This is a genomic window from Thermostichus sp. MS-CIW-37, from assembly GCF_054060065.1.
The window spans coordinates 135,972-162,272 of the sequence record NZ_JBSSCV010000003.1 but is presented as its reverse complement, the minus strand read 5'-3'; the positions used below and the strand labels follow the sequence as shown (position 1 = coordinate 162,272).

Here is a 26,301-nt window from a genome sequence, read left to right as displayed (position 1 = left end):
CAGGACTTGGGTCATGGTTCTATCATAACTTCCGCATTCCTCCCGACACTGACCCTACGGGTACAGTGCGGGGCTCCTGCGATTTCTAGCTGAAGTTCAAGTGCGCTGTTGTTAGGTTAATCTCAAGCGTCAGTGGATTTCCAGCGTAATGTCGATTGTGCTGATCTGTGGCCCTGTGCGCTCCGGCAAAAGCCGGCTGGCAGAGGGTTTGGCTGCGGCTTCGGGCTTGCCGGTTGTCTACCTGGCTACCGGGCCGAAACCCGATCCCAAGACGGATCCAGAATGGGCAGAGCGCGTTCAACAGCACCGGCAACGGCGGCCTTCCAGTTGGCAGACTTGGGAAACCGGGAGGGACTTGGGGGCAGAACTGCAAAAGTTACCCCAGCCCTGCTGTGCGCTGGTGGATTCGCTGGGGGGATGGGTGGCGCAGGGCCTAGACTGTCCCTATTCAGAATGGGATCCCTTGGTGCAATCCTTCTTGGCAACCTTGCAAAGCCATAGAGGGGAGATCCTCCTGGTGTCTGAAGAGGTGGGCTGGGGGGTGGTGCCCGCCTATCCCATGGGGCGGCGCTTTCGGGATCGGATGGGAGAACTCACCCAAAGGCTGGCTCCTCTGGCTGACCAAGTGTTTTTGGTAACGGCAGGTTTTGCCCTCGATCTCACCCGCCTGGGGATCCCGGTGGCAGGCAAGATGGAACAGAGCTGAGATAAGCTGCATTTGCAAGCCAGATAGCCGTGTCGCTGTGCCGATTACCTTCTACCTTCCCGCCAAGGCCATTCAAACTCTGGATCTCACCCCCGGCCATGAGCTGGTGAAAACCCTGATGGCGGATCCCGTGCGTGCTGCCCAGCAGGTGCAATGCGCCATCGATTGGCCGCGCAGCCCTGAGGATCCGCGGGAGCTGTCCGAGATCCCGGAGGTGCGCCTGTGGTTTATTCGGTGGGATACGGTCTACCCCTGGATGCCCTACTTCCTCAATTGGCGTCAAGGAGAACTGGCCCGTTACGCGGCTATGATGGTGCCCCACCAATTCAACCCTCGGGAGGGCATTGTTTACAACCCAGAAGCGTTGGAGATCTTCGTCTACCAGAAGATCTTTGTGTTGATGCGGTGGTTCAAGCAGCAGAACCTGGGATCCGCCTCTATGCTGCGGGATATGGCTTTGGTGTTTGGCTTCGAGATCCAGCCGGAGTTTCTCGCCCTGTGGGAGGCAGAGCCATGAAGGTGATGGTGGCCGACACCTGGCCAGGGATCCCGGGAGCTACGGCAGTGGCCGACGCTTGGCAGCAGGTGGTTCAACGCCCTTGGGGCCGGCTCAGTGTGGATCCCACCCCTTCGGAAGCTCAGCTCAAGGCTCTCTGGCAACAGATCTCCGAGTGGGCAGGAGAGAGAGATCCCCTACTGGTTTTGCCGGGCAGCGTTGCCGATCCCATAGGGCCAGGCCAAACCTGGGCCGATCTAGCCCATGCGTGGGGGTTGAGCTTGCTGTTGACGTTGCAACGGGAGGCCGCCCTGAGCCAAGGTGCTGCTTTTGCCGCCCTGTTACGCCAAGCCAGGGCCCGTGGTTTGGGATGGGTGCTGGTTGGATCCCTGCCCGAAACTGGGGATCCCCAGGCTTTGGCAGAGCTGGATGCAGCTTTGATCCCACGCCTGGCAGCCCAAGTGGGAATGCCGGTGTTGGGGAGGATGGCTCCTGATGGCCAGATCCTTTGGGATACAGATGCTCTATCGCTCTGCGACGCTGGTAAAACCATTTTCAATCTGGCCGGAGCGGATCCTGCTAGAAGCGGGTCTCAAACTCGATGGAAATGACATTGTTGCCCTCAAAATCGGTACTGGCGCGGGTGAGGGTTTGCTCGTTGAAGCGGTAGCGGGCGCTGTAGCGGGTGGGCTGGAAGGGATCCGTCAAGTTCCGCTGCAGCGAGAGGGAAGTGGCCGGCCCCAGATCTCGGGCCACCTCCAAGGCCAGCCCCACTGAAGAACGGTTGGGAGCGCGGGTATCGATCTGGGGGATGGGGCTGAGGCGAATTTCATCCAGGCCAAGGGTATCCCGCAGAGCTTCCTGCAGCTCGCTGAGCAGGGCCGTTCCCGCCAGCCCGGCCACCCCTGCCTCTGGATTGAGTTGGGCCAAAGCCGTTCCCCCCAACAGGGCGACGATCTCTTCCGGGGAGCGGCTGGGGCTGCTGGAAAGGGACAGAACTCCATTGCGGGGATCCGCCTCGGCAAGTTGGCTGGCCCGCCCGTTGACCGTGGCAAAAATATCGATGCTCTGCTGGGATCCCGGCAGGTTGCGGTTGGTGTCGAAGGGGGAAAGATCTTGGGGGAAGCGGTACACCTCGAAGGCTTGGGTCATCAAGCGCAGGTTTAAGAAGGGATCAAAGGGGTTGTCCAAGTCGAAGGTGGCGGTGTTGGGGCGGGAGCGATCCAAGCGAAAGTTGGCGATGGGCAGGCTGACCCGGCCTCGCTCCAGAGTGATGGTGCCTGCCGGGCGCGGATCTTGGGGGGTGCCGAAAAGGCGCAAGGTGCCGGAAGCATTGAATTCAAACAAGTTAGGCCGCTGCACCCGGATCCGGGATCCCAAGGCCAGCTCCAGCCCATTCAACCGCGGCTGCCAAAAGGGTAGGGCTGTCGCGAACGTCGGCGGTGCAGAGTCCTCAGCCGCCTCTGTTGCGGTGGGTGGCTCAGGGCGAGGGCTTACATCCACAATCCCCTCGGAAACCTCTAAACGACCTTCAATCAACGGTCGCAGGAGCAGCCCCCCCACCACCACTTCTCCTTCCAGGCGGCCCGTGTAGAGATTGGGCAAGTTCAGGCGGATCCCTTGGAGCTGCAGGCTCAGCGGCTGCAGAGCTTCTCCTTCTTGCAAAGCTCCGCGAGAGTTGATGGGCAAAACGCCTCTGGCCACCAGGGATCCCTCCCCCAACTGTCCGCGCAGCTCCTGGACTTGCAGTTGATTGAGGTTAAAAGCAATCTGGCCTGTCAGGTCGGTGATGGGTTCCGGTAGGGCTGCCAGCTTGAGGATCCCGGAGTTGACGCTCAAGTTCCCCTGTAGGCTGGGCTCTCGTAAGGTGCCGCGGATGGTCAGCTCCAGTTGGCTTTGGCCGCCTTCCCAGCGCACTTGGTCGGTGAGGAGATTGATCAAGCGCAGGCCGCCGTTCTCAGCCTGTAAGCTCAGGTCGATCTGATCCTCTTTGGCTTGAACTAAGGACTCCGTCCCGCTGTCGCGATCGGCGAAGGGCAAGGTGTAGGGCACCAAGCCGGCAATGCGGATTGGCTCGTCGCCGTTGGCGAGAAGAGTGCTCTTCAAGCGCAGTTGTCCTTGTTGGTAGTCGAATTGTCCCGCCACCTCCCGCAGGGGCACTTGGTTAATCTGGGCGTTGACCACCGTCAGGGATCCGGTGGCACGGGGATCCCGCAGGTTGCCGGCCAGCTCCACATCCAGGTTGAGATCCCCCTGCAGCTCCAGCTCCTCCGGCAAGAAGCGATCCAGCAAAGCCAGAGGAAATCCTTGAATTTGCAGGGATCCCGACTGCTCCTCTAGGCCCAGCCTGCCGGAGAACAGGGCTTGCCGCTCTCCACTGCGCAACAGCAGCGGCTCCAGCACCACTGCTCCCTCCGCACCGCTTGTGGGAACGACAAGGCTGCCGACCGCAGTGAGGGTTTCAATGCCAAACTCCTCGGCTTGCCAATTCCGGCCCTCCAGTTGAAAGCTGACACGGGGCTGGGCAAGGTTGCCGGCAATACTCAAGCTGCCCTGAAACTCCCCTCGCAGACTCGTGGGCGGCGGGAAAGTGCTCCGCACCGCTGACGCGAACAGCGGATCCATGCGGCTGGCCAGAGTCTCCAGGTGGGCGGCCAGGATCTGGGCATAGTACTCTAGCTGCTCCAGGAGAGGATGGTTGGGCAAACCAACCGGATCGGTCTCCAACACCGAGGCAGGGCCCAAGGGGGGCAATTGGAAACCCCGGGTGGTGAGGTCGCGCCACTGCCGCCACTTGAAGGCGGAGATGATATCTTCTAGCCGACCTTGATGGGTGCTGATCTCTAGGTCAATTTGGGGAGCGAGAGCCGCCAAGGTGGGATCCAAACCGGCTTGCAGAAGAGTTGCAGGCAGCTCTAAGGTGCCCCTAGCCGTATAGGTGCTCTCGAACAAATCCAGTTGGGCTTGAGCAATGGTCAGCCGGGGAGAGCCGGAGTCGCCCGCAGTCTGGTAGTCAAAATCCACCGAGAAGCCCTGCACTTTCATCCCTCCCCACTGCAGATCCGCTACCGCAGCCCGTCCTTGGGCAGCACCACTCGCCAGGTCAACTGCCACCTCCCCATCGAGGTTCCCCTGTAGGCTGGCCCACGGCCCGGCAGCTAAGCCCCCCAGCAAAGCCAGCGGCAGCCGATTCACCGTCACCTGGAGCTGTTCCTGCTGTCGTTGACCTACTGCCTCCGCCTCCCCTCGCCGGACTTGAAATTGCAAAGGCTGCAACTGGGGATCCAACTGCAACGCCAGCCTGTCCTGCTGTCCCTGGAGATCCACCTCTACCCCTCGAGCAGACCCCTGGAAGGATCCGGCCAAGTCTTCAAATTCAACTCCTGCTATGCTGAGGCCCTGGAGCCGAGCCTCTCCCTCCACCTCTAGGTTGTCCAGGGATCCCCGAATCTGCCCCGAACCTTGCAGCACCCCCTCCACCAAGGGTGGCAGGCCGGGCACTTCTGCCAAGGAAACCCCATCCACAGCCAAGGCCAAATCCAGGGATCCCACCTGCAGGGTTTGAGGATCCACCGGGATCCGCCCCCGTATGCCGGCCAGCCGAGTTGCGTCGGCCAAGATCTCACCTTCTTGGATCACTAGGCCCGCCCCATCCCAGGCCACCTGGCCCCTTGCCTCTCCCAGAGGCTGCGACAGGATCACCGAGCCCTGCGCCCGCAGCGCCCCCAAAAAGCCCAGCTCCGACACCTCAGCCGTGTTCACCTGCGCCGTGAGGGCTCCTGAGAGGGATCCCGTCCATTGGGGGTTAAAGAAAGCCAGCGGCACATTCTGGGGGCTCACCTGGGCTTGCACTTGCCCTCCTGCCCACCGCCCCGCCACCTGCGCCTGCCCTCCTTCTACAGCCAAGACTGCCTGAGGCACCTCCACCACCCAACCGTCAGCCTCTGGCAAGAGCTGGAGCTGCCCTCTTCCGGCGATCTCTCCCCCTTGGGTTGCCCAGGTGGCCTCTACCTGAGGTTGGGATCCCGTCAGCGTCACCTGCACTTGCGCGGAAACCGGCCCCACCCAAGGAAGAGCGCCCCGGCGCGGCAAGTCTCCCCCGTAGAAAGCCAGCACCTGCTCCGCATCCATCCCCGTCACCTGCAGTTGGAACTGGCCCGCCAAGCCAGCAGCCCATTGCAATTGGCCGGATCCCTGAATGCGACCCCCCGCCGCCCTTAGGTCGATTGCCTCAAAAGTCAAGGTTTGATCTGCAAAGTGGAAGCCAAAGGCATACTCCGACACCGGCAGGCGATCCACCCGCCCCGGCGAAAGCCCCCGCAACTGTCCCCGGATCTGCGGCTGATCCAAGGCTCCAGTGACCGCTACGGATCCCCCTACCACCCCCTCCACCGCCACCGGCAGGCCAGTCACGTCAAACGTCTCTTGGATCTGTTGAAGACTGGCCGGCACCAGTTCCGCCTGCAAACCAAACCCCTGCCCCTGGCTCCAGTCCACAGGGCCTTTCAGCTCTGTGAAGGAAAGCTGACCCAAACGACCGCTGACTCCCTGCAGCTCCAGCCCCTGCAAGGTAAAGCCAACGGAGCCGTTCACCTCTTCAAAGGGATGCGGCAGCATCTCCAGATCCAGCCGAGCCTGTTGAACCTGGGCCTGCCCCGTCAACTCCAGCGGTTGATCCCGCCGCCAGAGCACCTGGAGATCCAAGCCAGTTTCCCCCTGCACCTCCGCAAAAGGGGCCGCCGGCACCACACTGGGCAAGAGATCCAAAGGCAGACGAGCCGCAGAAAGCGTCACCGAACCGGAAGCCTGGGCAAAATCCGCCACCCCCCTGAGCTGCAGGGGGTACCCCCCCTCCCCCTCCCGAGGGAGCAACCGTGCCGTCGCCTGGAAACTGGCCCGCCCCCCGAAAAGATCCTCCTCTCCTGGCGGGGCATTGTGAGTCAGCCACACCTGCACCTGGCCCTGCAGCCGATCAAACTGGCGTCGCTCCCCCACCAAAGGGATGGCCGTCAGGGATCCCTGGCGCAAACGGATGTTCAGCCCATGCAAGGGCAGGGATCCCTCCCCTTCGGGCAGTTGAAACTGAACATCCGCCCAGCCGCGATCCAGCGTTTCCATCAGCAGCAGTTGTGGCTGGTTTAGGGTAACATTCAGCACCCACTGACCCGTCTGCAGCCAAGTCCAGAAATCAGGGCTGAGGTCGATGGAGCCGATACTGGCCAGATGTTCAACGCGGCTTTCTCCCAAGCTCACCTGCCAGGGGGCCAGAAACCTCACCTCCCCCAATTCCACGCGCCGGCGCATCGCTTGCGAGAGGGTTGCTTCCACCTGCGGCAGCACGTGATCTTGAAGGTAGATCCCTGTTCCCCAGGCGGCACCAAAGGCGGCAGCCGTCAAGCCCAAACCCACCCCAGCTAGAGTGATGGGGGAAAGGTTGAATCGTTGCTGCTGCATCTTTGGATCTTGGTGATCCTCTCCCAACCGCCTACCCCTTAAAAACCTGACAGGCTCCCAAAAGCCATTCGTGCACTGCGGGCCGACCTTGCCGGCACAGTTGCCCCCATCCTACCCAAGGACTCCTGGCTTGCCACGAGGGAACAGAAAGAAGAAATCCCTGCTCCCAGGCGTAATTCCCCCAAAGACCCAGCGGAAAAATACCGTCTCGCGAAGAGAACGGGGATGCTAAGCTATCTCCACACCCGAGATTGAACCCACCTTGGGGCCTCTCTCAGGTGTTCCCTTCTGTCGAGATGGTTGAAAGGAGAAGAGCCATTCCGGAACCCCTATCTCTGACGGTCAGCTTGCGCGGCAGCCACGAAGCGCTGGAAAACTGCCAGGTCTTTCACCTGACCGGCCTTCTGGATGCCTTTTCCGAGCCGGTCTTTGTTAAGGTGGTCACCAAATACCTGGAAGAGGGATCCCCTAACCTGATCCTGGATTTGACAGGGATCGACTTCATCGACAGCTCTGGCGTCGGCGCCCTGGTGCAATTGGCCAAGCTGGTGCAGGGCCGCGCAGGTATCTTTCAGGTGGTGAGCAACCCCCGCATTACCCAAACGGTGAAACTGGTGCGCCTGGAGAAGTTCCTATCTTTGCGCAACTCCTTGCAGGAAGCCTTGGATCGCCTGAAGGAAGGAAGTACGGGCAGTACAGAGACCGCCTGATACGTAATAAGTATGGGTCTGGGAACCTTTTGGGGGATCAGTGCTGGAGCAGGGGATCCCGACTGGATCACGGTCAAAGCAGCCCGCATCCTCAGCACGGTCAACTGGGTGGCCTGTCCCCAAAATGCCGCCGGCCAGCCGGGCCTGGCCTATCAGATTGTGCGCCCTTGGCTGCGACCGGAACAAACCCTCTTGCCGCTTCGCCTGCCCTTTGTCACCCAGCCGGAAGTCCTGCAAGCTGCCTGGCGAGTGGCTGCCCAGCAACTAGCCCCACTCCTAGAAAGGGGAGAAGATGTCGCCTTCATCTGTGAGGGAGACGTGGGCCTCTACAGCACCTTCGCCTACGTGGCCCAAGCCCTGCGGCAGCGGATCCCCGCCTTGCCCATCCAGGCCATACCGGGGGTGTGCTCTCCCTTAGCCGCTGCTGCTGCCCTGGGATCCCCCTTGGTGCTCGGCTCCGAGAAATTGGCGATTTTACCGGCTCTGTTCGCCCTCTCGGAACTGGAGCAGGCTTGCGCCTGGGCTGAGGTAGTCGTCCTCATGAAAGTGGCCTCTGTCTACCCTCAGGTTTGGCAGTGGCTGGCCGAAAGAGGTTGGCTGCAACAGGCCAGCTTAGTGGTCTGGGCCGGCTGGCCCCAGCAAACCCTCTTCCCCACCCTGGAAGGACTGGCCGACTACCAGCCCCCCTACTTTTCCCTGCTGATCCTGCGTTCTTGGCCCCGAAATCAAGATTCTCTTAACCTGGAAAACGAGCTACAGCTGGAATGAGTTTTCTAGGATAGGGAATGAGTTCCTTCCGGCGATTAAGCCCGAAGCAGGGGTTGGTCGTTGTTTTTTTGCGTGTGTTTCCATTGAGCTTAAGTCCCGTACCGAGCCGGCTTGTTTCCCCAAAAAAGCAGGTATCTTGTGCCGGAAAGATGTCAAGGAAACCCAGTCCAGCATCCTTAGGATCCTTGCGTTGACCTACATCAAAAAGAGATGAAAAGACCAAGTTAAAGGAATGATCCGACCTGTTAAGAATAGTTGCCAACCTGGGTTGAGGGATCGGCTATAGGTTAGATTATGAATGTAGTGATTCAGGCGAGGAGGATAATATCTCATCCCCATCTCAAATGCGAGGCACCGCCTCTCGACTGACTCAAATCCAAAATTCAAGTCCAAAATTCTCTGTCGGTCAACGCTTTGATCCAAGCTTCCGATCCGTTGCTTCGGCAGACTCTCCTGAGAAGTGGTTGTCTCGCTCAGCAGAGCACCTGGTACCTACGACAGGTTTTCCTCAAAGCAGAACAAGGGAGTTAGGCAGATAGCAGTTGGGCTTGCTGCACAAGCCACTGGGAAAGTGAGAGAGCGCTCTAGGTGTTCCTCAAATAATCCTCAAATAAAAGTGGTTTTGCCAGATCAACAAGCTCAGCCGGCTATTTTGAGTCTCCATTCATGAGCGAGTCAGGGTGGGAAAATCGGTGATCAGGTTCAGGTGCTCTCAACCTGCAAGCTCTGCGAGTCGGAACCAGCGCTCAGTGGGACAAGGACTGCGGGCTTTAGCAATTCGAGGTTCTCTCAGTTCATAGTTTCACTCTCACTTTCAGGAGGTTGCTATGTTTACCTTTCTCTCAAAGATTGCTAGAGCAGTTGTCCGCATATTCGCTCCTGCCAAGTCCGATCTGGTGGAAGTGGGTTACCAGCCCATCACGGATGATATCTATCGCATCAACGGCTCAGCCTGCCGTTTTAGCGATCTGGAGATCTCATCGTAAACCTCAGAGTCGGATTCTGGTGTCGGAGCGGCCACTGGCGCTGGCCTAGAAATTGGAAACAAGTTAAGACAACTGAATAAGTCTTAGTTAAGTCTTGGATGCGGTTAGTCCGCGTCGGCAGGGGTGGTTTTCCTCCCTGTGGCCAAGTTCTACCGGTTCAGTGGTGGCTCCCCGTGGGGGTCACCACTTATTGTTTTGTTGTTTGCAAGTTGTTTGGGAAAATAAGGAGAATGCTTGCGGTTGCCCTATCTCAACCTGTGTTGCCTTCCCCCGTAGTTTACCCAGCTACATCGAATGATCTGGATCCCTTGGCCGAAGTTCTAGCCCAGGTTTTTCATCCCCCCTCAGGTCTGCAACGCTGGATCTACCCAATTCGCAAGCTGGGCATTCGCGAAGAGTTGCGCCTCAGGCTGGCCGCAAGGGATCCCTACTACTGCTGTCTGGCAGCTGCGGTGGGATCCGAAGTGGTGGGCACTGCCGAGATCTCTTTGCGGGTCACAGCCCACGGGAAGTATCCCTACCTCTCCAACTTGGCGGTGCTGCCCGGCTGGCGGCGGCGAGGAATTGCTCGTCTGCTTTTGCTCAGTGCTGAAGGGGTGGCGAAAGGGTGGGGCTACCGCTGTTTGCATCTGCACGTATTGGAAGACAATCTCCCCGCGCGGCAACTGTACGCTCAACTGCGCTATACCCCCATCGAACGCACCGCTCAACTCTGGCGATGGTTGGGGATCCCTCCGCAGCTTTTGCTCTGCAAGTGGTTACCTTGAATTGGCAAAGGAATTGGCAAAGCGGCAACATTGAGCTGGCAGAGTGGAGATGCTTCCCACCCCGCTGGCTTGCTTCTGCGCAGTGAGGCGAGTTCCTGGACTCATATAAAGTTATGTAAACTAGAGATGGGTTCTAGAGAGGTCTCGGAGGGGCAATGAGGGAATTGGGCAGGGTTTTCATGGGATTGGTTGTGGGCCTGCTTGTGGGCTTTGGGATGACTCAGCCTGCCTGGGCCCAGTGGGGAACTACTCCTCTCCCGCCAATAGGTTCTCCTGCGCCGGAGTTCGCATTGCCAGATCAATCCGGGCAAATACGGCGGCTGGCGGATTTTCGGGGGGAGTGGGTGGTGTTGTATTTTTACCCCCGCGACTTCACTTCCGGCTGTACGATTGAGGCCCGCCGCTTTCAGCAAGATTTGCCCAAGTTCCGGGCCATGGGGGCACAGGTTGTGGGCGTGAGCGCCGACTCGGTGGACTCTCACAGGCGCTTTTGCTCGGCAGAGGGGCTACAGTTTCCTTTGCTGTCGGATCCCGATGGTACGGTTAGTCGAGCTTACGGCTCCTGGATGGGCGATGTTGCCCTGCGCAATACGTTCTTGATCGACCCGGAGGGGATTTTGCGAGAAATCGACCCAATCGTGAACCCCAGCCGCCACAGTGCTGAGGTTCTGGCCCAGTTGCAGCAGCTTATCAGGAACTAGCCCTCTAGCTTTCCGGGCCAAAAGTCTGCTCGAACTCGTAGAGCAACTCGTCGATCTCCTCCAGCGCTTGGTTGACATCCACGCGCAAGCTGCCCAAGTCTGGCTTTTCCAACAGCTTGGCTACCGCTGGCCGGCGTTCGCGGATTAGCTTGATGCGCTCTTTCAAGGCGGCAATTTCGGCGGCGTCCATAGCTTCAGAGACCTAATTGACTGATACATTTACGCTGAACACTGCTGAACATCACTGTTCAACTATGCAGCGATAGCATTCTGTTTGTTTCCATTCGCGTTAGCGGGACGGAGTCCAAACAGAATGGCGGTATCCCGCAAAGCTTTGAGTAGAATACCCAAAGCGCAGTTTCCGTGTCGTCTTACTACCAATTTTCTGCTTTGCTTTGGCTACCATGTTGGCAGACTCGAAAGTAAACAGAAAGATCAACTGGTAGTAATCCGTACTGAACATATTATACATTATTTTCAGTATAGTTGAGCTTATTATTGACTAGAGTCATGCTCTCCTAGCTTATCGCTTCCGCTGGGGGAGTGTCGCCTGCTGGGATCCCTTTCTGAACCACCGAGAGCCAATCATAATAGAGCTGCGCAACCTGGCACTCAACCCCGCTTCAGAGGTGCTGACATGCTCCCCTACACCCAGATTGTCGCCCACCGTGGGGAGCACACCCACGCCGAGGAAAACACGTTGGCCGCTTTTGCTGCCGCTATTGAGGTGGGGGCCGAGCAAATTGAGCTGGATGTGCGCTGTAGCCGAGATGGGATCCCACTGGTTGTTCACGATGCCGATTTGGATGGACAGCCTTTGGCCGCATTAACTTGGGCCGAGATTCGGGCCCGCAAACCCACGATTCCCACTCTTGAAGAGACCCTGTCACATATCAAGGGCAAGATCACCCTCGATATCGAACTCAAAGAAGCAGGCTATGAGGAACAAGTCCTTGCCCTCGTTAGCGATATTTTGACCCCCGAAGAATTTGTGATCACCTCTTTTTTGCCTCAGGTGGTGCAGCGGGTTAAAACGCTTTTGTCCCCGCAACCCAAGGTTGGCCTGTTGATCGAGGCAAAGGCTGAGGAGCAAGCCAAGGGATCTTTACTTACCCGTTGCCGGGAGTTGGGAGCGGATTTTCTGGCCCCCCACTACAGTTGGGTGAACTTGCAGTTCTTGGCTGAAGCTGAACAGGCCGGGATCCCTCTGTACGTTTGGACGGTGAACGATCCTGAAGTGATGAAGTTGTGCTTGCAGCCATTTGCCGGCTCAGTAGGACAAAATCCCGTTGTTCAAGGGTTGATTACCGACCGTCCCCAATTGGCTTTGCAAATTCGCGCCCACCTTTTGGCAGGAGTAGAGGGGGCAAAACCCTAGACCATGGGCACAAACTGCACCGGAAAAGCCCCTTTTTGAACCCATCCTTGGGCTGTTTTGCAGAGGATCAGCAAGGACTGGGATCCCTGGGCACCGGAGTCCGAAGGGCTTTCTCCCACCGGCACCACCAAGGTGCCCCCCACCGCCAGTTGATCCAGCAGCACCATGGGCACAGTTGGGGGCGCTGCCGTCACCAGAATGGCATCGTAGGGAGCATGCTCTGGCCAACCTTGGTAGCCATCCCCCTGACGCACTTCCACGTTGCCATAGCCCAGGGCAGCGAGGGTTTGTTGAGCTTGAGCAGCCAATGGGGACAGACGCTCCAGGCTATACACTTGCCGGGCCAGCTCTGCCAAAACAGCCGCCTGATAGCCGGAGCCGGTGCCGATTTCCAACACCACCGATTCAGGCGTGAGGCGAGCAGCTTCTGTCATAAAAGCAACAATATAGGGCTGAGAAATGGTCTGGCCATAGCCGATGGGCAGAGGGCAATCCCTGTAGGCCCGATCCCGCAGATCAGAGGGGACAAAAAGGTGACGCGGCACTTTTCCCATGGCTTCCAGTACCCGTGGATCTCGGATCCCTCGTTTGATGAGCTGTTTCTTGACCATCTGCTCCCGTTGGGAAGCAAAAGGATCGGAAGCGTCTGGGGGCTGAGGTTCAACTTCTGGGATCCCAGCTGGAGAGCGAGAAGAATGTCTCCACCGGAAGGATGAGAATGGGTTGATCACCGATACACAACCTCCAGAAACGATGAGCTGCTCAGATCTGGACTCTGCTCAAGCTGTGGATAACACCGCAGCTGTTTGCTTTATGGGCTTATGGATCCCCGCCTGCCTCTTCCCTTTGTCGGCGAGGCAGAAAACAATTGCTACATACTGCGAGGATGGCTTAACCCTGTCTCTTTCATTGAAATTGAAAGAGAGCTAAGGGTGAGGGAAAAGATGCCTGTGGAGCCCTACCCCAATCCTGGCTCACTTTTGGCAAAACTTCACCACTTGATGAAGAGATTGTTGCCGAATGGGAAGATGGAAAAAGCGAAACAAAACCCCCAAGAGCCTTTGTTCTGATCCTGCGTGGCCTTCTGGAACTTCAGATGAAGCTCACAGCCGGGATCCCCATGGGAGATATGGGATCCGGTTTGATCAAAATTGTAAAGTTTTGTGCGCAATCTGCCGGGGCGAGCAATCACCACCCTGGTTCTGCCAGCGCAAGATTTTATAGTGTTGATCCCTACCTTTTCCCCGCAAGGGGAAGATGGTGAATGGGGTGACAGGCTGGGAACTGTCCTAGCGACACCTGGGGAGAGAGGCTGGGTTTAATAGACTGTAAACGTAATTTACGGTACAGATCTATGACAACTGCTGCCGCTTCTGCTACTCCCACTGCCCCTGAGACGACGCTGCTGAACGTCTGGCAAGTGCTGGCGGAAGAGTTTGCCGGTCAGGTTGCCCTACGGGATCCCCACGCGCAGCCAGTTTTCGAGATGTCTTATGGAGAGCTGTTTCGCCGCATTCAAACCCTGGCGGCTGGCCTGCAGGCTTTGGGCATTTGCCCGGGGGATCGGGTGGCCATTTTTGCCGATAACTCCCCCCGCTGGCTGATGGCCGATCTGGCCACGATGTTCACGGGAGCTGTGAATGTGCCCCGCAGCGCTGTGGCGGATCCCAGTGAGCTGGGCTACATCTTGCGCCACTCCGGTAGCACGGCCCTGATTGCTCAGGATCTGAAGACCCTGAGGCGGATCCGGCCGGATGTGCAGGAGCTGGGCCTGGAACGGCTGCTGTTGCTTTCCGATGAGCAGGAAGCAGGGGTGCTGAACTTTTCCCAATGGCTGCAAAAGGGTCGGGAACACACCTACCAACCCCCAAAGCTGGAGCGATCCCAACTGGCCACCATCATCTACACCTCCGGCACTTCCGGTCGGCCCAAGGGGGTGATGCTCAGCCACGGCAATCTGATGCACCAGGTGGAAAACTTGGGCGTGGTTGTACAGCCACAGCCGGGGAATAAGGTGTTGACCCTTCTGCCCACTTGGCACTCCTATGAGCGGGCTTGCGAGTATTTTCTCCTCAGCCGTGCCTGCATGCTGGTCTATACCAGCCCTCGCTTTATCAAACAAGATTTCCAACAGGAGCACCCCCATTTTCTGGTGGCAGTGCCGCGGATTTGGGAAACCGTTTATGAAGGGATCCAACGGCAATTCAAAGAGAAAAGCCCCCTGATGCAGCGGCTGATCCGCGCTCTGATGGCCGTGAGTGAGAGCCATGTGCTCTCTGGACGGATAGCTCGCAACCAGTCGATTTTGCATTACGGAGTCAGCCCCTGGGTGCGCCTGCAGGCTCGCCTGCAACATTGGCTGCTCTGGCCCCTGCACCGATTGGCCGATGTGCTGATCTACCGCAAGGTACGACGGGCGTTGGGCCCCAATTTTCAACATGCCATCAGCGGCGGTGGATCCCTGCCTGCCTACTTGGATCTGTTCTACGAGGTGGTGGGCATTTCCATCTTGAATGGCTACGGCCTCACCGAAACTTCGCCGGTGTTGTGCGCGCGGCGTCCAGACAACAATGTGCGCGGTACGGCTGGCCCCCCTCTGCCGGGGACGGAGTTTCGCATTGTGGATCCTGAAACTCGACAGCCCCTGCCCTCCGGCCAAAAGGGGTTGATCCTGGCCCGTGGCCCGCAGGTGATGATGGGCTACTACAACAACCCGGAAGCCACTGCCAAGGTGCTCAGCTCCGACGGCTGGTTTGAAACCGGGGATCTGGGCTGGCTCACCCCCGACGGGCAACTGGTGATCACCGGCAGAGCCAAGGATGTCATTGTCCTACTCAATGGGGAGAACATCGAGCCCCAGCCGCTGGAAGATGCTTGTCTGCAGTCTCCTTACATCAGTCAGATCGTGATCGTCGGGCAAGACCAAAAAAAATTGGCTGCCCTCATCTACCCCAACCTCGATGCCCTCAAAGCCTGGGCTGCCGAGCAAGGGATCCCGGCTGAGGAAGCCGAGCTGCTGGCCCAGCCCCAGATCCGCACCTTGATTTTGCAGGAGGTGCGCCGCCGCATCCAAGAACGCCCTGGCTACCGGCCCGACGAGCAGGTCAGCGACTTTCGCTTCTTGCCGGAGCCGCTGAGCGTGGAAAACGGCCTCATGACCCAGACCCTGAAGATCAAGCGCAATCCGGTGGCCGAGCGCTATGCCCATCTGATCCAAGAGATGTATCCGGCTTGAGGTGCAGGCCCGCCTAAGTTTGGGATCCCCGTTGTTGCTCCAAGTAGCGCCGGAATTGCTCCGGTGGAATGGCCCCTCGGTAGGCTCCACAGTAGTAGAGGGTAAGCACTGCCTTGTAGGCCCAATCGCTTGGCACCACATCCGGGAAAGGGCTGGGCAAAGTATCTGCTTGGTTGTTGGCGCAGGCTTGCAAAATTTGCTCTGTGGTGAGCTGTTCTGCCAGGTCTGGAGGGAGTTCCCGCAGGTTGGCTTGGGCCAGAGCGGCGGTGGGCAGGCTCAAACTGGAGAGGGCTGCGCCCACAAGAGCTGAGGTGAAGAGGTGTTGCACTTTCATAGCACTCCGTGCTGTGCAGAGCACAGACAACTCGAAGAGGGTTAACGAGGGATCGATTGAGAGGGAATCCGTCCGGGGAGTCCCTTCTTCAGGGTAGTACGGACGAAAGGAGCGTCTGGATCTGGATAGAACGCCTCAGCCGCTTTGTTCCCGGATTAAGATGCAGGAAACGGGGGCACCTCCAAAACCCCAAAACAAGCCAAAAGGCAAGATTGAGTCTGTACAGCAGGCTTTTGTGCTGAGAGCTAGAGGCCGATGAACGTATCCAAAGGGCCAAGTTTTGACGGCGTGGATCCCCCGGATCCCAAGCTGATCGATGCCTGCGTGCATTGCGGGTTTTGCCTGACCACCTGCCCCAGCTACCGTGTCATCGGCAAAGAGACGGACTCGCCGCGGGGGCGGATCTATCAGATGGATGCCCTCAACCAGGGGCAGATCGCCCTTTCTGCGGCTACGGTTTCCCACTTCGACAGTTGTTTGGGCTGTTTGGCCTGTGTTACGGCCTGTCCATCGGGGGTGCAATATGACCGCTTAATTGCCGCCACCCGCCCGCAAATCGAACGCAACTACTCCCGCAGTTTTTGGGATCGGCTTTACCGCCAGTTCATCTTCTCGGTGTTTCCTTACCCGGAGCGGCTGCAACCGCTGCTGTGGCCTCTCTGGCTGTACCAAAAAATGGGGATCGGCGCTTGGATCCGAAAGGGTCTGGAAAAGGTCTCCCCGCGTTTGGCGGCCATGGAATCCCTGATGCCCCCCCTGGAGGTGGAGCAACTGCTGCCCAAGCGTTACCCTGAGCGGATCCCGGCGGTGGGAGAACGCCGTTTTCGGGTGGGACTCATTTTGGGCTGCGTGCAGCGCCTGTTTGCCCCGCAGGTGAATGAGGCCAGCATTCGCGTCTTGACCCACAACGGCTGTGAGGTGGTGATCCCGCCTGTCCAGGGCTGTTGTGCGGCCTTGCCCCACCATCAAGGGCAACTGCAGCAGGCGGAAACCCTGGCCCGCCAGATGATCGATGCCTTTGCCGATTACGAGTTGGATGCCATTCTGATCACCGCTTCCGGCTGCGGACATACCCTGAAAGACTATGGCCACCTATTGGCCAGGGATCCCGACTACAAAGAGAAGGCAGCCCGATTTGCCGCCCAGGTCAAGGACATTCAGGAGTTTCTCGCTCAGGTGGGGTTAACGGCTCCCCTACACCCGCTGCAGCCGGAACCCCTGGTGCTGGTCTACCAGGATGCCTGTCACATGCTGCATGGGCAGCAGCTCAGCCAGGAACCTCGACACCTGTTGCGGCAAATCCCGGGGCTGGAGCTGCGGGATCCCGTCGATGCCGCCCTTTGCTGCGGTAGCTCCGGCGTCTATAACCTGTTGCAACCCCAGGTGGCGGATGAGCTGGGATCCCAGAAGGTGACGAACTTGCTCAACACCGGCGCCCAGGGGATCGTCTCCGCCAATATCGGCTGCCGCCTACAAATCCAGAAACATCTGCGCCTACAGGGCAAAGCCGGGATCCCCATCTATCACCCGATGGAATTGTTGGATCGCGCCCTTACCGCTGCGCGACGCTTTCGCGAACAAGCTACAGGGACTTCTTCGGGTCAGGCAGAGGTAGCCGAGGCAACCGGTTGAGTGGATCCTGGATTTCCGGTCGCGCTGGCGTAACCTGGCGCAACATAGCCTCCCACCCCACTTCTCTCCCCCATCGCCGATGGGCTATTCCATCAACAGGCCCAAGTCCAGGTGAGGCTGCCACAGATCGGCCAGGCGCTCCAGCAATTGCTCCCGCTGCTGAGCATAGTGGCCCTCCAGATCCGGCAAGGGATCCCAGCCTTTTTGTCGGCGCAGCCAGTTCAGCCATTGTCGCCGCCACAGGTGGTTGTCAAACAGGCCATGCAGATAGCTGCCCCAAATCCGACCCGTGGGATCCCGCCAGCCCAGGTTCTCTTGCTCGAACAGCGGCAGGCAGCCAGAGGGATCCGCCTGGGTGGATCCCTGATGAATTTCGTACCCCTGGATGGGGGCCAGGGCAGGCCATCGGCTTTGGGTCTGTACCTGCTGGGTGACCTTGGTGGGCTGTAAAACGGTGGTCAAAGGGAGAAAGCCCAACCCCGAGTAGGTGCCGGCGATCCCCTCCCAGCCTTCGGGATCGGCGATGGTTTCTCCCAACATTTGCAGTCCGCCGCAAATGCCGACGATATGGCCGGAGTATTGGCGCAGTTGCTCGGCCAAGCCGGTCTTTTGCAACGCGAACAGATCGTTGAGGGTGGTTTTGCTGCCGGGCAGGATGACCACATCCGGGGATCCCAAACTTTGGCCGGGGTGAACCCAGCGCAGATGGACGGTGGGCTCCGCCAACAAGGGGTCAAAATCCGAGAAATTGGCCACCTGGGGCAAACGCACCACAGCAATCTCCAGGCGCCCTTCCCTCAGGGCTTGGCCACCGGCCCGGTCGCGGCGATCTTCCCAAAGCAGGGGGTTGGCTGCAATTCCCATCGAATCCTCTTGGGGCAGAACCCAGTCCACCCAAGGCAAGACCCCGACAACTGGGATCCCGGTGTAGTTTTCCAGCCAATCCAGGCCAGGCTGCAACAGTTCCCGCGAGCCCCGAAACTTGTTGATGACAATGCCCCGGATCAGGGCCCGTTCTTCGGGTTCCAGCAGTTGGAGTGTGCCCACCACATGGGCCAGCGCCCCACCTCGGTCGATGTCCGCCACCAGCCAAGTGGGGGATCCCAAATGCAAGGCAACCCGCATATTTGCCAAGTCCCGATGTTTGAGGTTCACCTCTGCCGGACTGCCTGCCCCCTCGCAAAGGATCCAGTCGTACTGCTTTTGCAGGCGAGCAAGGGCTTCTTTAACCGCTTGCCAGGCCGGCGCAAACCAGCGCTCGTAATACTCTCCGGCGCGGTAGGTGCCCACCGCCACTCCGTTCAAGACGATCTGGGAAGTCAGGTTGCCCTGGGGCTTCAGAAGAATCGGGTTCATTTCCACCGCAGGGGGAATCCCGGCAGCCCAAGCTTGCAGAGCCTGCGCGTAGGCGATCTCTTTGCCCTCTGGGGTGACATAGGCGTTGAGGGACATATTCTGAGCTTTGAAGGGGGCGACCCTTTTTCCCGCTTTCTTGAGAATGCGACAGAGGGCTGTCACCAAAAGGGTTTTGCCCACATGGGAAGAAGTTCCCACCACCATCAAGGATCGACCTGAACAGCTCACCCCGGATCCCTCACCCTTGGTTTCTGGTTGTTGCCATTCTCCCCGCGGCCAGCCTCGCCAAGCCAGGGCCTCCGTTGGCAAAGGCGACTCTGCAATCCCCTAGTTAACCGCCCTGCTGATGCCCAGAGCCGCACCCTCCGGTCTGCACGGGATCCCAGGGGCTTGCGCTTTGTGCTTTCGACAGGATTTTGAGCTGGGGCAGATGGATTCGAACCACCGAATGGCGGGACCAAAACCCGCTGCCTTACCGCTTGGCGATGCCCCAATTCACATTGCTTAACCAGCTTAATTAATCTAGCGATGCAGCTTCGGGTCTGTCAACAGTTGCAGTGAGCTCCTATGCGTGGGGAAGCTGAAGCTCTTCGCCAAGGTCAGGGCCAATGTCAAGAGGAGTCACGGGGAGAGTGCGGGCTACCTCAAAGAAATAGGCGCGGATCTCTGGCCCGAAATAGATGACATCTCCGCTCCTCAGGTAGTGAGTAGCCACCCGCGTGCCGTTGACAAACACCCCATTGGTACTGGACTGGCCCTTGCGGTTGCCGTCGATCAGGCAATAGGTAAACCCTGTCCGGTTGGACTTGGTGGGCACCCGCACCAGGTAAGCGTGGCGACGCGAGACAAACCGATTGACGATCTGGATGGCGTTGGAGGGATCCCGTCCAAGCGTATAGATACTCTCCCGCAGGATGTAGCTGCAGGGCCGGACAGGATGGCAGATGGACAGGGTGAACTCCGGATGGGACACCGGCCGTTCAGGGACTTGATCGAACAAATCCGCCGGCAGATCAAAGCCCTGGCTGGGAAGAGGACTTTTCCCGCCAACCTCTGTGATGGAGGTGAAAAAATCGTCGTAGCTATGTGGCAAAGGTCTTCCCCCCTCAACGCTCAACGCCATTTACAGCAGCTTGGCTTTCCAAATTCAAAGTCTTATCTATAGTTCCCCAAAATCCTACTGCTTTCAAAGGAACTCTGGTCTTGGCGGGCTGCCGGAAAACCCACAAGCCCCAGTGTACTGTACTATACACCATAGGCAGCCTTGGAGATACCCCCTTTCCCCGGAAACTGGGCTTGGGCTCAGGTTGGGCCCATTTTGGTTTTCAGGAATCCCTTGGGAGCCTCAGCCTTCGCGGGCTATCCTGAGTAACAGATTCTTGAGGTAGGGGTGTGACAGAGGCCCTGCTGCGTCGGTTGGATGTGGCCACAGAAGCTGCCCTGGAGGCAGGGGCTTTGCTGCGCAGTTATGTGGGGGGCACCCTTGCCATTGAGGAGAAACGTCCGGGCGACTTGGTGACGGCGGCGGATCGCGCTTCCGAGGATCTCATCTTGAAAATCTTGAGGCGGCACTTCCCCGAAGATGTCATCTTGACCGAGGAATCAGGCCAGCAGGGATCCCCGGAGGGTGCCTACGCTTGGATGATCGATCCCCTAGATGGCACCACCAACTTTGCCCATGGCTACCCTTTTGCCGCCGTCTCCATCGGTTTGCTGCAGGGGCGGGAGCCGGTTTTGGGGGTTGTTTGTGACGTTTTTCGCGGGGATCTGTTTCGCGCCGTCCAAGGAATGGGGGCCACCCGCAACCGTCAACCCATTCGAGTCTCCACAACGGCTGAATTGTCTCGGAGCCTGCTGGTTACCGGCTTTGCCTACGATCGTCGCGAAACCCCCGACAACAACTACGCCGAGTTTTGCCACTTTACCCATCTCACCCAAGGAGTGCGGCGCGGCGGATCTGCAGCTCTGGATTTGGCCTATGTGGCCACCGGCCAGTTGGATGGCTATTGGGAGCGGGGCCTCTCCCCTTGGGACATTGCCGCAGGGATCGTTCTGGTGCGGGAGGCAGGCGGCAAGGTGACCGCTTATGATGGCAGCCCGGTGGACGTTTACAGTGGCCGACTGTTGGCCAGCAATGGCTGGTTACACGCTGCTCTGCAAGAAGAACTGGCCCAGGTGCGGCCTTTGCCGGTCTCCTTTCCCATGCGGCGGGATCCCCACCCAACCTAGAAAAACCGGGAAAGCTTGCCGGTTGAACGAGTTGAATTCGAGACAGAAGTAGTTGAAGAATAATCAAGAAGACTACAAAACATCCGTGTCGGGCAGGGTAGGTAGAAGATTGGTTAGCAAGCTCCACAGAAAACAGCGACATTGCTGCCGGGCGGCACAGTTCGGCCTGGCTCTCCTCTTGGGAGCGATGGCCCTTGGGGTTGCCACTGCTGGCCCCGGTTACCCTCAGCCGGCACAAGGGAAAGTCGCCCCCACCGAGCAGGCACAGCCCCTCGATTCCCGTTGGGCCGAGATCCAGGCCCGGGGGCGCATTCGGGTTGGCTTGGATCCCAGTCTGGGGCCGGCCTATCTCTATACCGACTTGGAGCGACAAACCTACGCCGGCTTCGAGTGGGATATCCTGGAGGCGCTTGCCCAAACCCTTCAGGTGCAGGTGGATCCCATCTATGTGGCCTGGAGCGAACAGTTGGCAGCTTTGCAAGCGGATGAGGTGGACTTGATCTGGGGGGCGCGGGAAGCTTTGGGCTTGGATCCGGAGCAGTTTCTGGCCACCTGGCCCTACTATCTCAGCCCGCAGCGCTTGGTGGTACGGGATCCCTTCCCCACCTCTGGGCCAGAGGAACCGGCCATTGAAGCACTGTCGCAATTATTTGGCCGCAAAGTGGGCATTGTAGTTAACAGTACGGGGGCAGCCCTGCTGGAGGCGTACAACGAGAGGAGAGGCAACGCCATTCGTCTCTTTGCCACCAGTAACCCTGAGCGCTTGTTTGCTCAGCTACAGGCTGGCCAGTTGGATGCTGTGCTGGTCGATCAGCCCGTTGCCGCCCTGAACCTGCGCCAAGCCGGATCCCGACTGCGCCTGGTGGGGCCGCCCTTGTTCCCCATGCCTCTGGTGGGAGTGGTATCCTCTCAGCATCCTTCCCTCAAGGAAGCTGTGGATGCGGCGATCGTGATCCTGACCGAAAACGGAACCTTGCAGCAAATCTTGGAGAAGTGGCAACTATGGGATCCAACTCTGATGTCCCCCGCCTCAACCGAGGGCTAGCCCGCTACGAGACCGACCATTTCGCCATCTTGGGCGTCCCTCTCACCACCGACTCCAAGGGGATCCGGCGCGGCTACCTGCAGGCGGCCAAGGCCCTCCACCCGGATCGGTTTGTGGGGGATCCCGAAGGTGCAGAGCGCGCCAACATCCTCTTTGCCAAGCTGGTCAACCCGGCCAACGAAGTGCTGACCAAAGAGCGGGAGCGAGGGGAATACGAAACGGTGCTCAAAATGCGGATCAAACGCCTTTTGGAGACACCGCCCCCCGACCTTTGGCCCTCTGGGGAAGCTGTCAAAGGCTTGGCCGAGCGCCCCGATTGGCAGGAAGAGTATGTCAGACGGGTGGAGAAGCTGGCCAAAGAGCAATACAGCTCCATGGAAACCCTGCTGGAGAAAACCGAGCAATTGAGCGAGCTGAACCTGGCCTATTTGTTGCTCAAGGCCGGCTACCAGGGGAGCCTAGCCCCTGCCTTTAGAACCACTACCGCGACCGGGATCCCAACCCCTTCCCCCAGCCGTACCACTGTGGGTGGGATCCCAGCCTCCCCCGTCGTTGCTCCGCCCAGCCGTCCCCCTGTTCAGCCCGTTCCCACCCCACCTCCGGCTCCCAAGCTCAGCCCTGCGGAAACCCGCTTTATCCAAGCCTTGGACATGATCGAGCGCAAGCAATACCGGGATGCAGTGCAATATCTGAACTTCGCCATCAGCGCTGAGCCCAACGTGGCCCGCTACTACCTGCACCGGGGCATTGCTCACCTGAAGCAGGGGAATGCTGGCATGGCCAAAGCAGACTTTATGCAAGCCAGTCGCCTAGAACCTGCAAACGCCGAGTTGATGGCAGAAGTGCGCCGTTGGATGCAGCAAGTCACCACCCAACAGCCCGTTCCCGTCCCCAAGGACTCCGTCCCGCCAACGCGAGTGGCCAGCCGTCAAACGTCACAGGCTCAGAAAGTGGTGCCGCCTCCCCGCAAAGAAGACAACGGCGGGTTCTTCAGCCGCCTCTTCGGCAGGAAAAAGTAGGCAGAGCCCCCCTTAACGCGCACCCCCTAGCACCAGCAGCGTCACCAGGGATCCCGTATTCCAGAGGCTGTGCAGTAGGATGGGAGCCAGCAGGTTGCGGCTGTGGCTGTACACCACCCCCAGCACCACCCCCAGCATGGTCAAAGGCAGCAGATCGGAAAGGTTGAGGTGGGCAAGGGCAAAGGTGAAGGCGCTAAGCCCAATGGCGGCCCCCATAGGCAGGTAGCGGCTTAGAGTAGGCAGCCAAAAGCCCCGGAACAGCACCTCCTCAAAAACAGGGGCACAGACAGACACCACGGCCAAAAACACCAACCGCGCCCCCCAACCATGGCTATCCAGCAGCAGGGGCAAAATGGGATTCCCACCCCCCGCCTGCGGTAGCAGCAATTGCGAGAGTGCCGCTGCCAGCACCACCAAAGGCAAGGCCACCCAGTAGCCACACAAGCCCCACAGCAGCCAAGGACCCCACAACCGCACCTGCAGCACCCTCTGCCAGCCGGGGTAGGCGTGCAAGAGACGGTACAATAACCCCGCCCCCAGCAAAGCGCCGGAATTGTAGGTGAGAAACAGGGCTACCGCCTGGTGCCAAGGGCTGAGCTGCCGTGCCCCCAGGCCGAGGATGATGATGTAAAGTCGAGGCACCAAAGCGTTGAGGGCGATAAACCCCAAAAACCAGCCGGTCAGCACCGCTTGCGCCCCGATCCCCGGCCAAGGCACTTCCCAAGCAGGGCCCAGAAGCGGACGTTTGCGCCAAAGGCTCCAGCCCAGCCAGCCCAACAAGAGCATCAACCCCAGCAGTGCCCCCAGCACGGGGATCCCGCCCACCACCGCCAGTCGAAATAGAGCCGCCAAGGCCAATTTTTCCTGCTGTTGGTTGAGGGCATTCAGGCTATCGCTGCGCTGCTGCAGTCGGTAAAGCTGTTGTAGAGCCACCGCCTCAAACCAACCATCCAGATGATTGCGAATCTGCACCTCCGCCTCTGGCAAGATGCGCCGCGGTGTTCCCCACAGTCCCTGTAGAACCTGGGCTGCTCTCTTTTGACTCGATTCCACCTCCATCGCGCCAGCGGCGCGGAGCACTTTGGGACGTTCCAGGTCGATGATCTGCTGCCATTGCTGCCGAGCAGCTTCCAGATCTTCTTGGTAGGCATAGAGCAAGCCCAGGCGCAGCCACAGTGCATCCAGCTCCGTCTGCAAATCTTGCATTGAGGCCAGAAGGGCAGGATCCACCTCTGGAGATTGGGCCAGTTCTGGGCTGGCCGCCTCAGATTCGCCAGCAGGAGTTGACCGGGCCAGCCGTTTCAAACGTTTCAGGCGTTCGGTGTAGTTATCGGCGGTCTGCTGATAGCGATTTTGGGCCACCTTGAACACATCCTGACCCAAAAGTGCCCGTGCCAGATCCTGATAGCGGGGATCATCGAGGGTGCGGGAAGCTTGCAGGGCGAGATCGGTTTGCAACAAATCCAACTGCGTTTGGGGCGGCGGCTGGAACCAACTGCTGGAAAGAGAAAGCCCGACAATCACAATGGCCAATAGGCTCAGCAGGTTGAGGATCCCACGGCGAACAGAAAGCCGAGCAGAAGAGGGGTCGGCAAAGGCCGTGGCTTCAGGGTGAGACATTGCGGCAACGGATCCAACTCAAGCGGGTTATATCCTATCTTCTGTATTGTCTTGGCGGAATGGAGTTGTTATTACTGCATTACGGATTTGTCCTGTTGTCACCGTCGCTCCAGCCAATAGCGATAGATGGGCAGGCCCAGTTGTAGGCAGTGCCACTCCCGCTCCGTGGGGATGCCGAGGGGATTGGAGTCCAAAGGCCCCTGGTGGGGATCCCAAAACTGCGGATGATCCAAAAATCGAGCTGCCATTTCTTCGGCCACCTCTTGGATATCCGATTGCAGGAAGACGGGGCTGCCCGGTCGCAGCAGCAGAGCCAGATCCGCCACCAGTTGGGGCTGGACGATCCGCCGTTTGTGATGGCGCTTTTTGAACCAGGGATCCGGAAATAGGATGGTCACCCGGCTGAGATCCCCCGGCGCAAACAGATGCCGCAAAGAGACATTGATGTTGGCAAACAGAAAATGGACGTTATCCAGCCCCAGCTCATCCCGCCAGGCATTGGCCCGCTCCACCAGCGCCTGCCGAATCTCTACCCCTAGGAAGTTCCAGTCGGGCTGCTCCTGAGCGAGGCGCAGCAGAAATCGTCCGCTCCCTGTGCCGATATCCAGATGAAAGGGCTGCCCCAGCCGCCGGTATACCCGTTCCCAATGGGGTGGGGGGGTGGGCTGCTGATACTGCGCCTGCAGGGGATTGACGTGCTGCCGTACCCGGTGACCGAGGCCCCTCTGTAAGGGGATCCCGGCCCAAGGCGGAGAAGGGGGGCGCTTCTCCAGTTGGCCCTCAGGCGATTGCTGCCCCTGTTGCACCTCTGCTTCCATAGACCACCTCCTGCCGCCAGCTGCGGCCCTCGCCCACTGACCAAGGGATCCCCCAGCTTGGAGGGGAGCGACAAAAGTCCAGGAGATCTAGGCTACCACCGGATGCTGTCGATGACTTGCCGCAAGATCTGGGCCGAGCGGTGCAGCTGCTTGCGCTCGCTCTCGGTGAGGGACATGGCCAGCGTGCGTTCCACCCCCTGCCGCCCGACCACTCTGGGCAAGCTGAGACAGACCTCTGGCAGATCGTACTCCCCTTGGGTGAGGCTGCTCACCGTCAAAACGCGGTGTTGATCCCGCAGCAGGGCTTGGACAATTTGCGTCACCCCCAACCCAATGGCGTAGCTGGTGGCCCCTTTGCGACGGATGATCTCGTAGGCAGCGTTGCGCACCTGCTCGAAGATATCCCCCAAATAGGCGGGATCCCAGTCCGGCGAGAGTTCCCCAATCGGGGTACCGGCAATGTTCACCTTGCTCCAAGCGGCCACCTCGCTATCCCCATGTTCGCCGATGATGTAGGCGTGCAGGCTACGCGGATCCACCCCCAGGCGCTCCGCCAAAAGATAGCGAAAGCGGGCTGTGTCCAAAACCGTCCCCGACCCAATTACCTGCCCTGCCGGCAACCCCGACAACTTCAGGGAAACGTAAGTCATGATGTCAACGGGATTGCTCACCACCAAGAGGAGTGTGTCAGGGCAATGGGCCATCAAGGCCGGGATCAAGCTTTTGAAGATCTCGACGTTGCGCTGCACCAAATCCAAACGGGTTTCTCCAGGCCGCTGCTTAGCCCCTGCCGTCAAAATCACCACGTCTGATCCGGCACAATCCGCCAGCTCCCCTGCCCGTATCCGCGTCGGCTCCACAAAGGGGATCCCGTGCACCAGATCCATCACTTCCCCTTCCAGCTTGTTGCGGGCGATGTCGTGGATCACCAGCTCATCCAGGGTATTTTGGATCACCATCGCGTAGGCACAGGCCATGCCCACCTGCCCAGCTCCGATGATGGATCCCTTCAAAAGGCGGCGAGAAGTCAGCCCCTCGACCTGCTGC

The 26,301-nt window shown here is 59.1% G+C and carries 22 protein-coding genes and 1 tRNA gene; 13 read left to right on the top strand and 10 right to left on the bottom strand.

All coding sequences use genetic code 11. The features are described from left to right. Positions 1-148: 148 nt before the first annotated feature. From cobU to ACVWYZ_RS02835, 3 genes are read left to right on the top strand one after another with little or no spacing between them, the layout of a single operon-like run. A complete protein-coding gene (gene cobU, locus ACVWYZ_RS02845; RefSeq protein ID WP_457465911.1) occupies positions 149-706 on the top strand; it encodes a bifunctional adenosylcobinamide kinase/adenosylcobinamide-phosphate guanylyltransferase in 558 nt (185 codons plus the stop codon). A gap of 37 nt (positions 707-743) precedes the next feature. After that, positions 744-1,223, top strand: a complete 480-nt coding sequence (locus tag ACVWYZ_RS02840; protein WP_414358003.1) for a CRR6 family NdhI maturation factor — start codon at positions 744-746, stop codon at positions 1,221-1,223. Further along, on the top strand, positions 1,220-1,813 hold the full coding sequence (locus ACVWYZ_RS02835; protein WP_414358000.1) for a hypothetical protein: 594 nt from the start codon (positions 1,220-1,222) through the stop codon (positions 1,811-1,813). Before ACVWYZ_RS02840 ends, ACVWYZ_RS02835 begins: the two co-directional genes overlap by 4 nt. On the opposite strand, the gene ACVWYZ_RS02830 is transcribed toward ACVWYZ_RS02835, so the two are convergent. Beyond that, a complete protein-coding gene (locus tag ACVWYZ_RS02830) occupies positions 1,782-6,656 on the bottom strand; it encodes a translocation/assembly module TamB domain-containing protein (protein ID WP_457465908.1) in 4,875 nt (1,624 codons plus the stop codon). The two genes, ACVWYZ_RS02835 and ACVWYZ_RS02830, sit on opposite strands and share 32 nt — an antisense overlap. Before the next feature lie 296 nt (positions 6,657-6,952). Between ACVWYZ_RS02830 and ACVWYZ_RS02825 the strand changes: the two genes are divergently transcribed. The 4 genes from ACVWYZ_RS02825 (at position 6,953) to ACVWYZ_RS02810 (ending at position 10,588) form a co-directional block, all read left to right on the top strand. After that, entirely contained in the window at positions 6,953-7,366 is a 414-nt protein-coding gene (locus ACVWYZ_RS02825; protein WP_457465906.1) for an STAS domain-containing protein, read from the top strand. A 12-nt stretch (positions 7,367-7,378) separates the two neighbouring features. After that, the gene (locus ACVWYZ_RS02820; RefSeq protein WP_457465904.1) at positions 7,379-8,134 is read left to right on the top strand and encodes a precorrin-2 C(20)-methyltransferase; all 756 of its coding nucleotides are present in this window, start codon (positions 7,379-7,381) and stop codon (positions 8,132-8,134) included. A gap of 1,294 nt (positions 8,135-9,428) precedes the next feature. Beyond that, positions 9,429-9,887 (top strand): GNAT family N-acetyltransferase, encoded by a 459-nt coding sequence (locus tag ACVWYZ_RS02815; RefSeq protein WP_457465902.1) that lies wholly within the window; start codon positions 9,429-9,431, stop codon positions 9,885-9,887. 215 nt (positions 9,888-10,102) lie between these two features. Next, positions 10,103-10,588, top strand: a complete 486-nt coding sequence (locus tag ACVWYZ_RS02810) for a peroxiredoxin (protein ID WP_238376979.1) — start codon at positions 10,103-10,105, stop codon at positions 10,586-10,588. 4 nt (positions 10,589-10,592) lie between these two features. Here ACVWYZ_RS02810 and ACVWYZ_RS02805 read toward each other — a convergent pair whose 3' ends face one another. Next, complete coding sequence (locus tag ACVWYZ_RS02805; RefSeq protein ID WP_414344512.1) at positions 10,593-10,778, bottom strand: hypothetical protein; 186 nt, start codon at positions 10,776-10,778, stop codon at positions 10,593-10,595. Positions 10,779-11,225: 447 nt separating this feature from the next. On the opposite strand from ACVWYZ_RS02805, the gene ACVWYZ_RS02800 reads away from it, so the two are divergent. Further along, positions 11,226-11,966 carry a glycerophosphodiester phosphodiesterase gene (locus tag ACVWYZ_RS02800; protein ID WP_414332228.1) on the top strand — a complete coding sequence of 247 codons (741 nt, stop codon included), beginning with the start codon at positions 11,226-11,228 and terminating at the stop codon, positions 11,964-11,966. Here ACVWYZ_RS02800 and ACVWYZ_RS02795 read toward each other — a convergent pair. Beyond that, on the bottom strand, positions 11,963-12,697 hold the full coding sequence (locus ACVWYZ_RS02795; protein ID WP_457465900.1) for a protein-L-isoaspartate(D-aspartate) O-methyltransferase: 735 nt from the start codon (positions 12,695-12,697) through the stop codon (positions 11,963-11,965). The genes ACVWYZ_RS02800 and ACVWYZ_RS02795 overlap by 4 nt on opposite strands. 623 nt (positions 12,698-13,320) lie before the next feature. Here ACVWYZ_RS02795 and ACVWYZ_RS02790 point away from each other — a divergent pair. After that, positions 13,321-15,201 carry an AMP-dependent synthetase/ligase gene (locus tag ACVWYZ_RS02790; protein WP_457465898.1) on the top strand — a complete coding sequence of 627 codons (1,881 nt, stop codon included), beginning with the start codon at positions 13,321-13,323 and terminating at the stop codon, positions 15,199-15,201. Positions 15,202-15,214: 13 nt separating this feature from the next. Here the strand turns inward: ACVWYZ_RS02790 and ACVWYZ_RS02785 are convergent, their stop codons facing one another. Next, the gene (locus ACVWYZ_RS02785; protein WP_414331146.1) at positions 15,215-15,535 is read right to left on the bottom strand and encodes a hypothetical protein; all 321 of its coding nucleotides are present in this window, start codon (positions 15,533-15,535) and stop codon (positions 15,215-15,217) included. Positions 15,536-15,790: 255 nt separating this feature from the next. On the opposite strand from ACVWYZ_RS02785, the gene ACVWYZ_RS02780 reads away from it, so the two are divergent. After that, entirely contained in the window at positions 15,791-17,167 is a 1,377-nt protein-coding gene (locus ACVWYZ_RS02780; RefSeq protein WP_457465896.1) for a (Fe-S)-binding protein, read from the top strand. An 84-nt stretch (positions 17,168-17,251) separates the two neighbouring features. Here the strand turns inward: ACVWYZ_RS02780 and ACVWYZ_RS02775 are convergent, their stop codons facing one another. The 3 genes from ACVWYZ_RS02775 to ACVWYZ_RS02765 form a co-directional block, all read right to left on the bottom strand. Next, entirely contained in the window at positions 17,252-18,751 is a 1,500-nt protein-coding gene (locus ACVWYZ_RS02775; RefSeq protein ID WP_457465922.1) for a cobyric acid synthase, read from the bottom strand. A gap of 193 nt (positions 18,752-18,944) precedes the next feature. Then, a tRNA-Gln gene (locus tag ACVWYZ_RS02770) sits at positions 18,945-19,016 on the bottom strand. Between the two features lie 72 nt (positions 19,017-19,088). Then, the gene (locus tag ACVWYZ_RS02765; RefSeq protein WP_414356749.1) at positions 19,089-19,646 is read right to left on the bottom strand and encodes an FHA domain-containing protein; all 558 of its coding nucleotides are present in this window, start codon (positions 19,644-19,646) and stop codon (positions 19,089-19,091) included. 269 nt (positions 19,647-19,915) lie between these two features. On the opposite strand from ACVWYZ_RS02765, the gene ACVWYZ_RS02760 reads away from it, so the two are divergent. From ACVWYZ_RS02760 to ACVWYZ_RS02750, 3 genes are all read left to right on the top strand, one after another. Beyond that, complete coding sequence (locus tag ACVWYZ_RS02760) at positions 19,916-20,752, top strand: inositol monophosphatase family protein (RefSeq protein ID WP_414356752.1); 837 nt, start codon at positions 19,916-19,918, stop codon at positions 20,750-20,752. Between the two features lie 187 nt (positions 20,753-20,939). Beyond that, on the top strand, positions 20,940-21,797 hold the full coding sequence (locus ACVWYZ_RS02755) for an ABC transporter substrate-binding protein (protein ID WP_457465894.1): 858 nt from the start codon (positions 20,940-20,942) through the stop codon (positions 21,795-21,797). Beyond that, on the top strand, positions 21,755-22,816 hold the full coding sequence (locus ACVWYZ_RS02750) for a J domain-containing protein (protein ID WP_457465893.1): 1,062 nt from the start codon (positions 21,755-21,757) through the stop codon (positions 22,814-22,816). The genes ACVWYZ_RS02755 and ACVWYZ_RS02750 overlap by 43 nt, the downstream gene beginning before the upstream one ends. A gap of 12 nt (positions 22,817-22,828) precedes the next feature. Here the strand turns inward: ACVWYZ_RS02750 and ACVWYZ_RS02745 are convergent, their stop codons facing one another. The 3 genes from ACVWYZ_RS02745 to ACVWYZ_RS02735 form a co-directional block, all read right to left on the bottom strand. Beyond that, positions 22,829-24,436, bottom strand: coding sequence for a CPBP family glutamic-type intramembrane protease (locus tag ACVWYZ_RS02745; protein ID WP_457465891.1), 1,608 nt, complete (start codon positions 24,434-24,436; stop codon positions 22,829-22,831). A 98-nt stretch (positions 24,437-24,534) separates the two neighbouring features. After that, positions 24,535-25,254: a tRNA (guanosine(46)-N7)-methyltransferase TrmB gene (trmB, locus tag ACVWYZ_RS02740; protein ID WP_414374841.1), complete on the bottom strand. Its 720-nt coding sequence runs from the start codon at positions 25,252-25,254 to the stop codon at positions 24,535-24,537. Positions 25,255-25,346: 92 nt separating this feature from the next. Further along, a complete protein-coding gene (locus tag ACVWYZ_RS02735) occupies positions 25,347-26,267 on the bottom strand; it encodes an L-lactate dehydrogenase (RefSeq protein ID WP_457465921.1) in 921 nt (306 codons plus the stop codon). Positions 26,268-26,301: the final 34 nt, after the last annotated feature.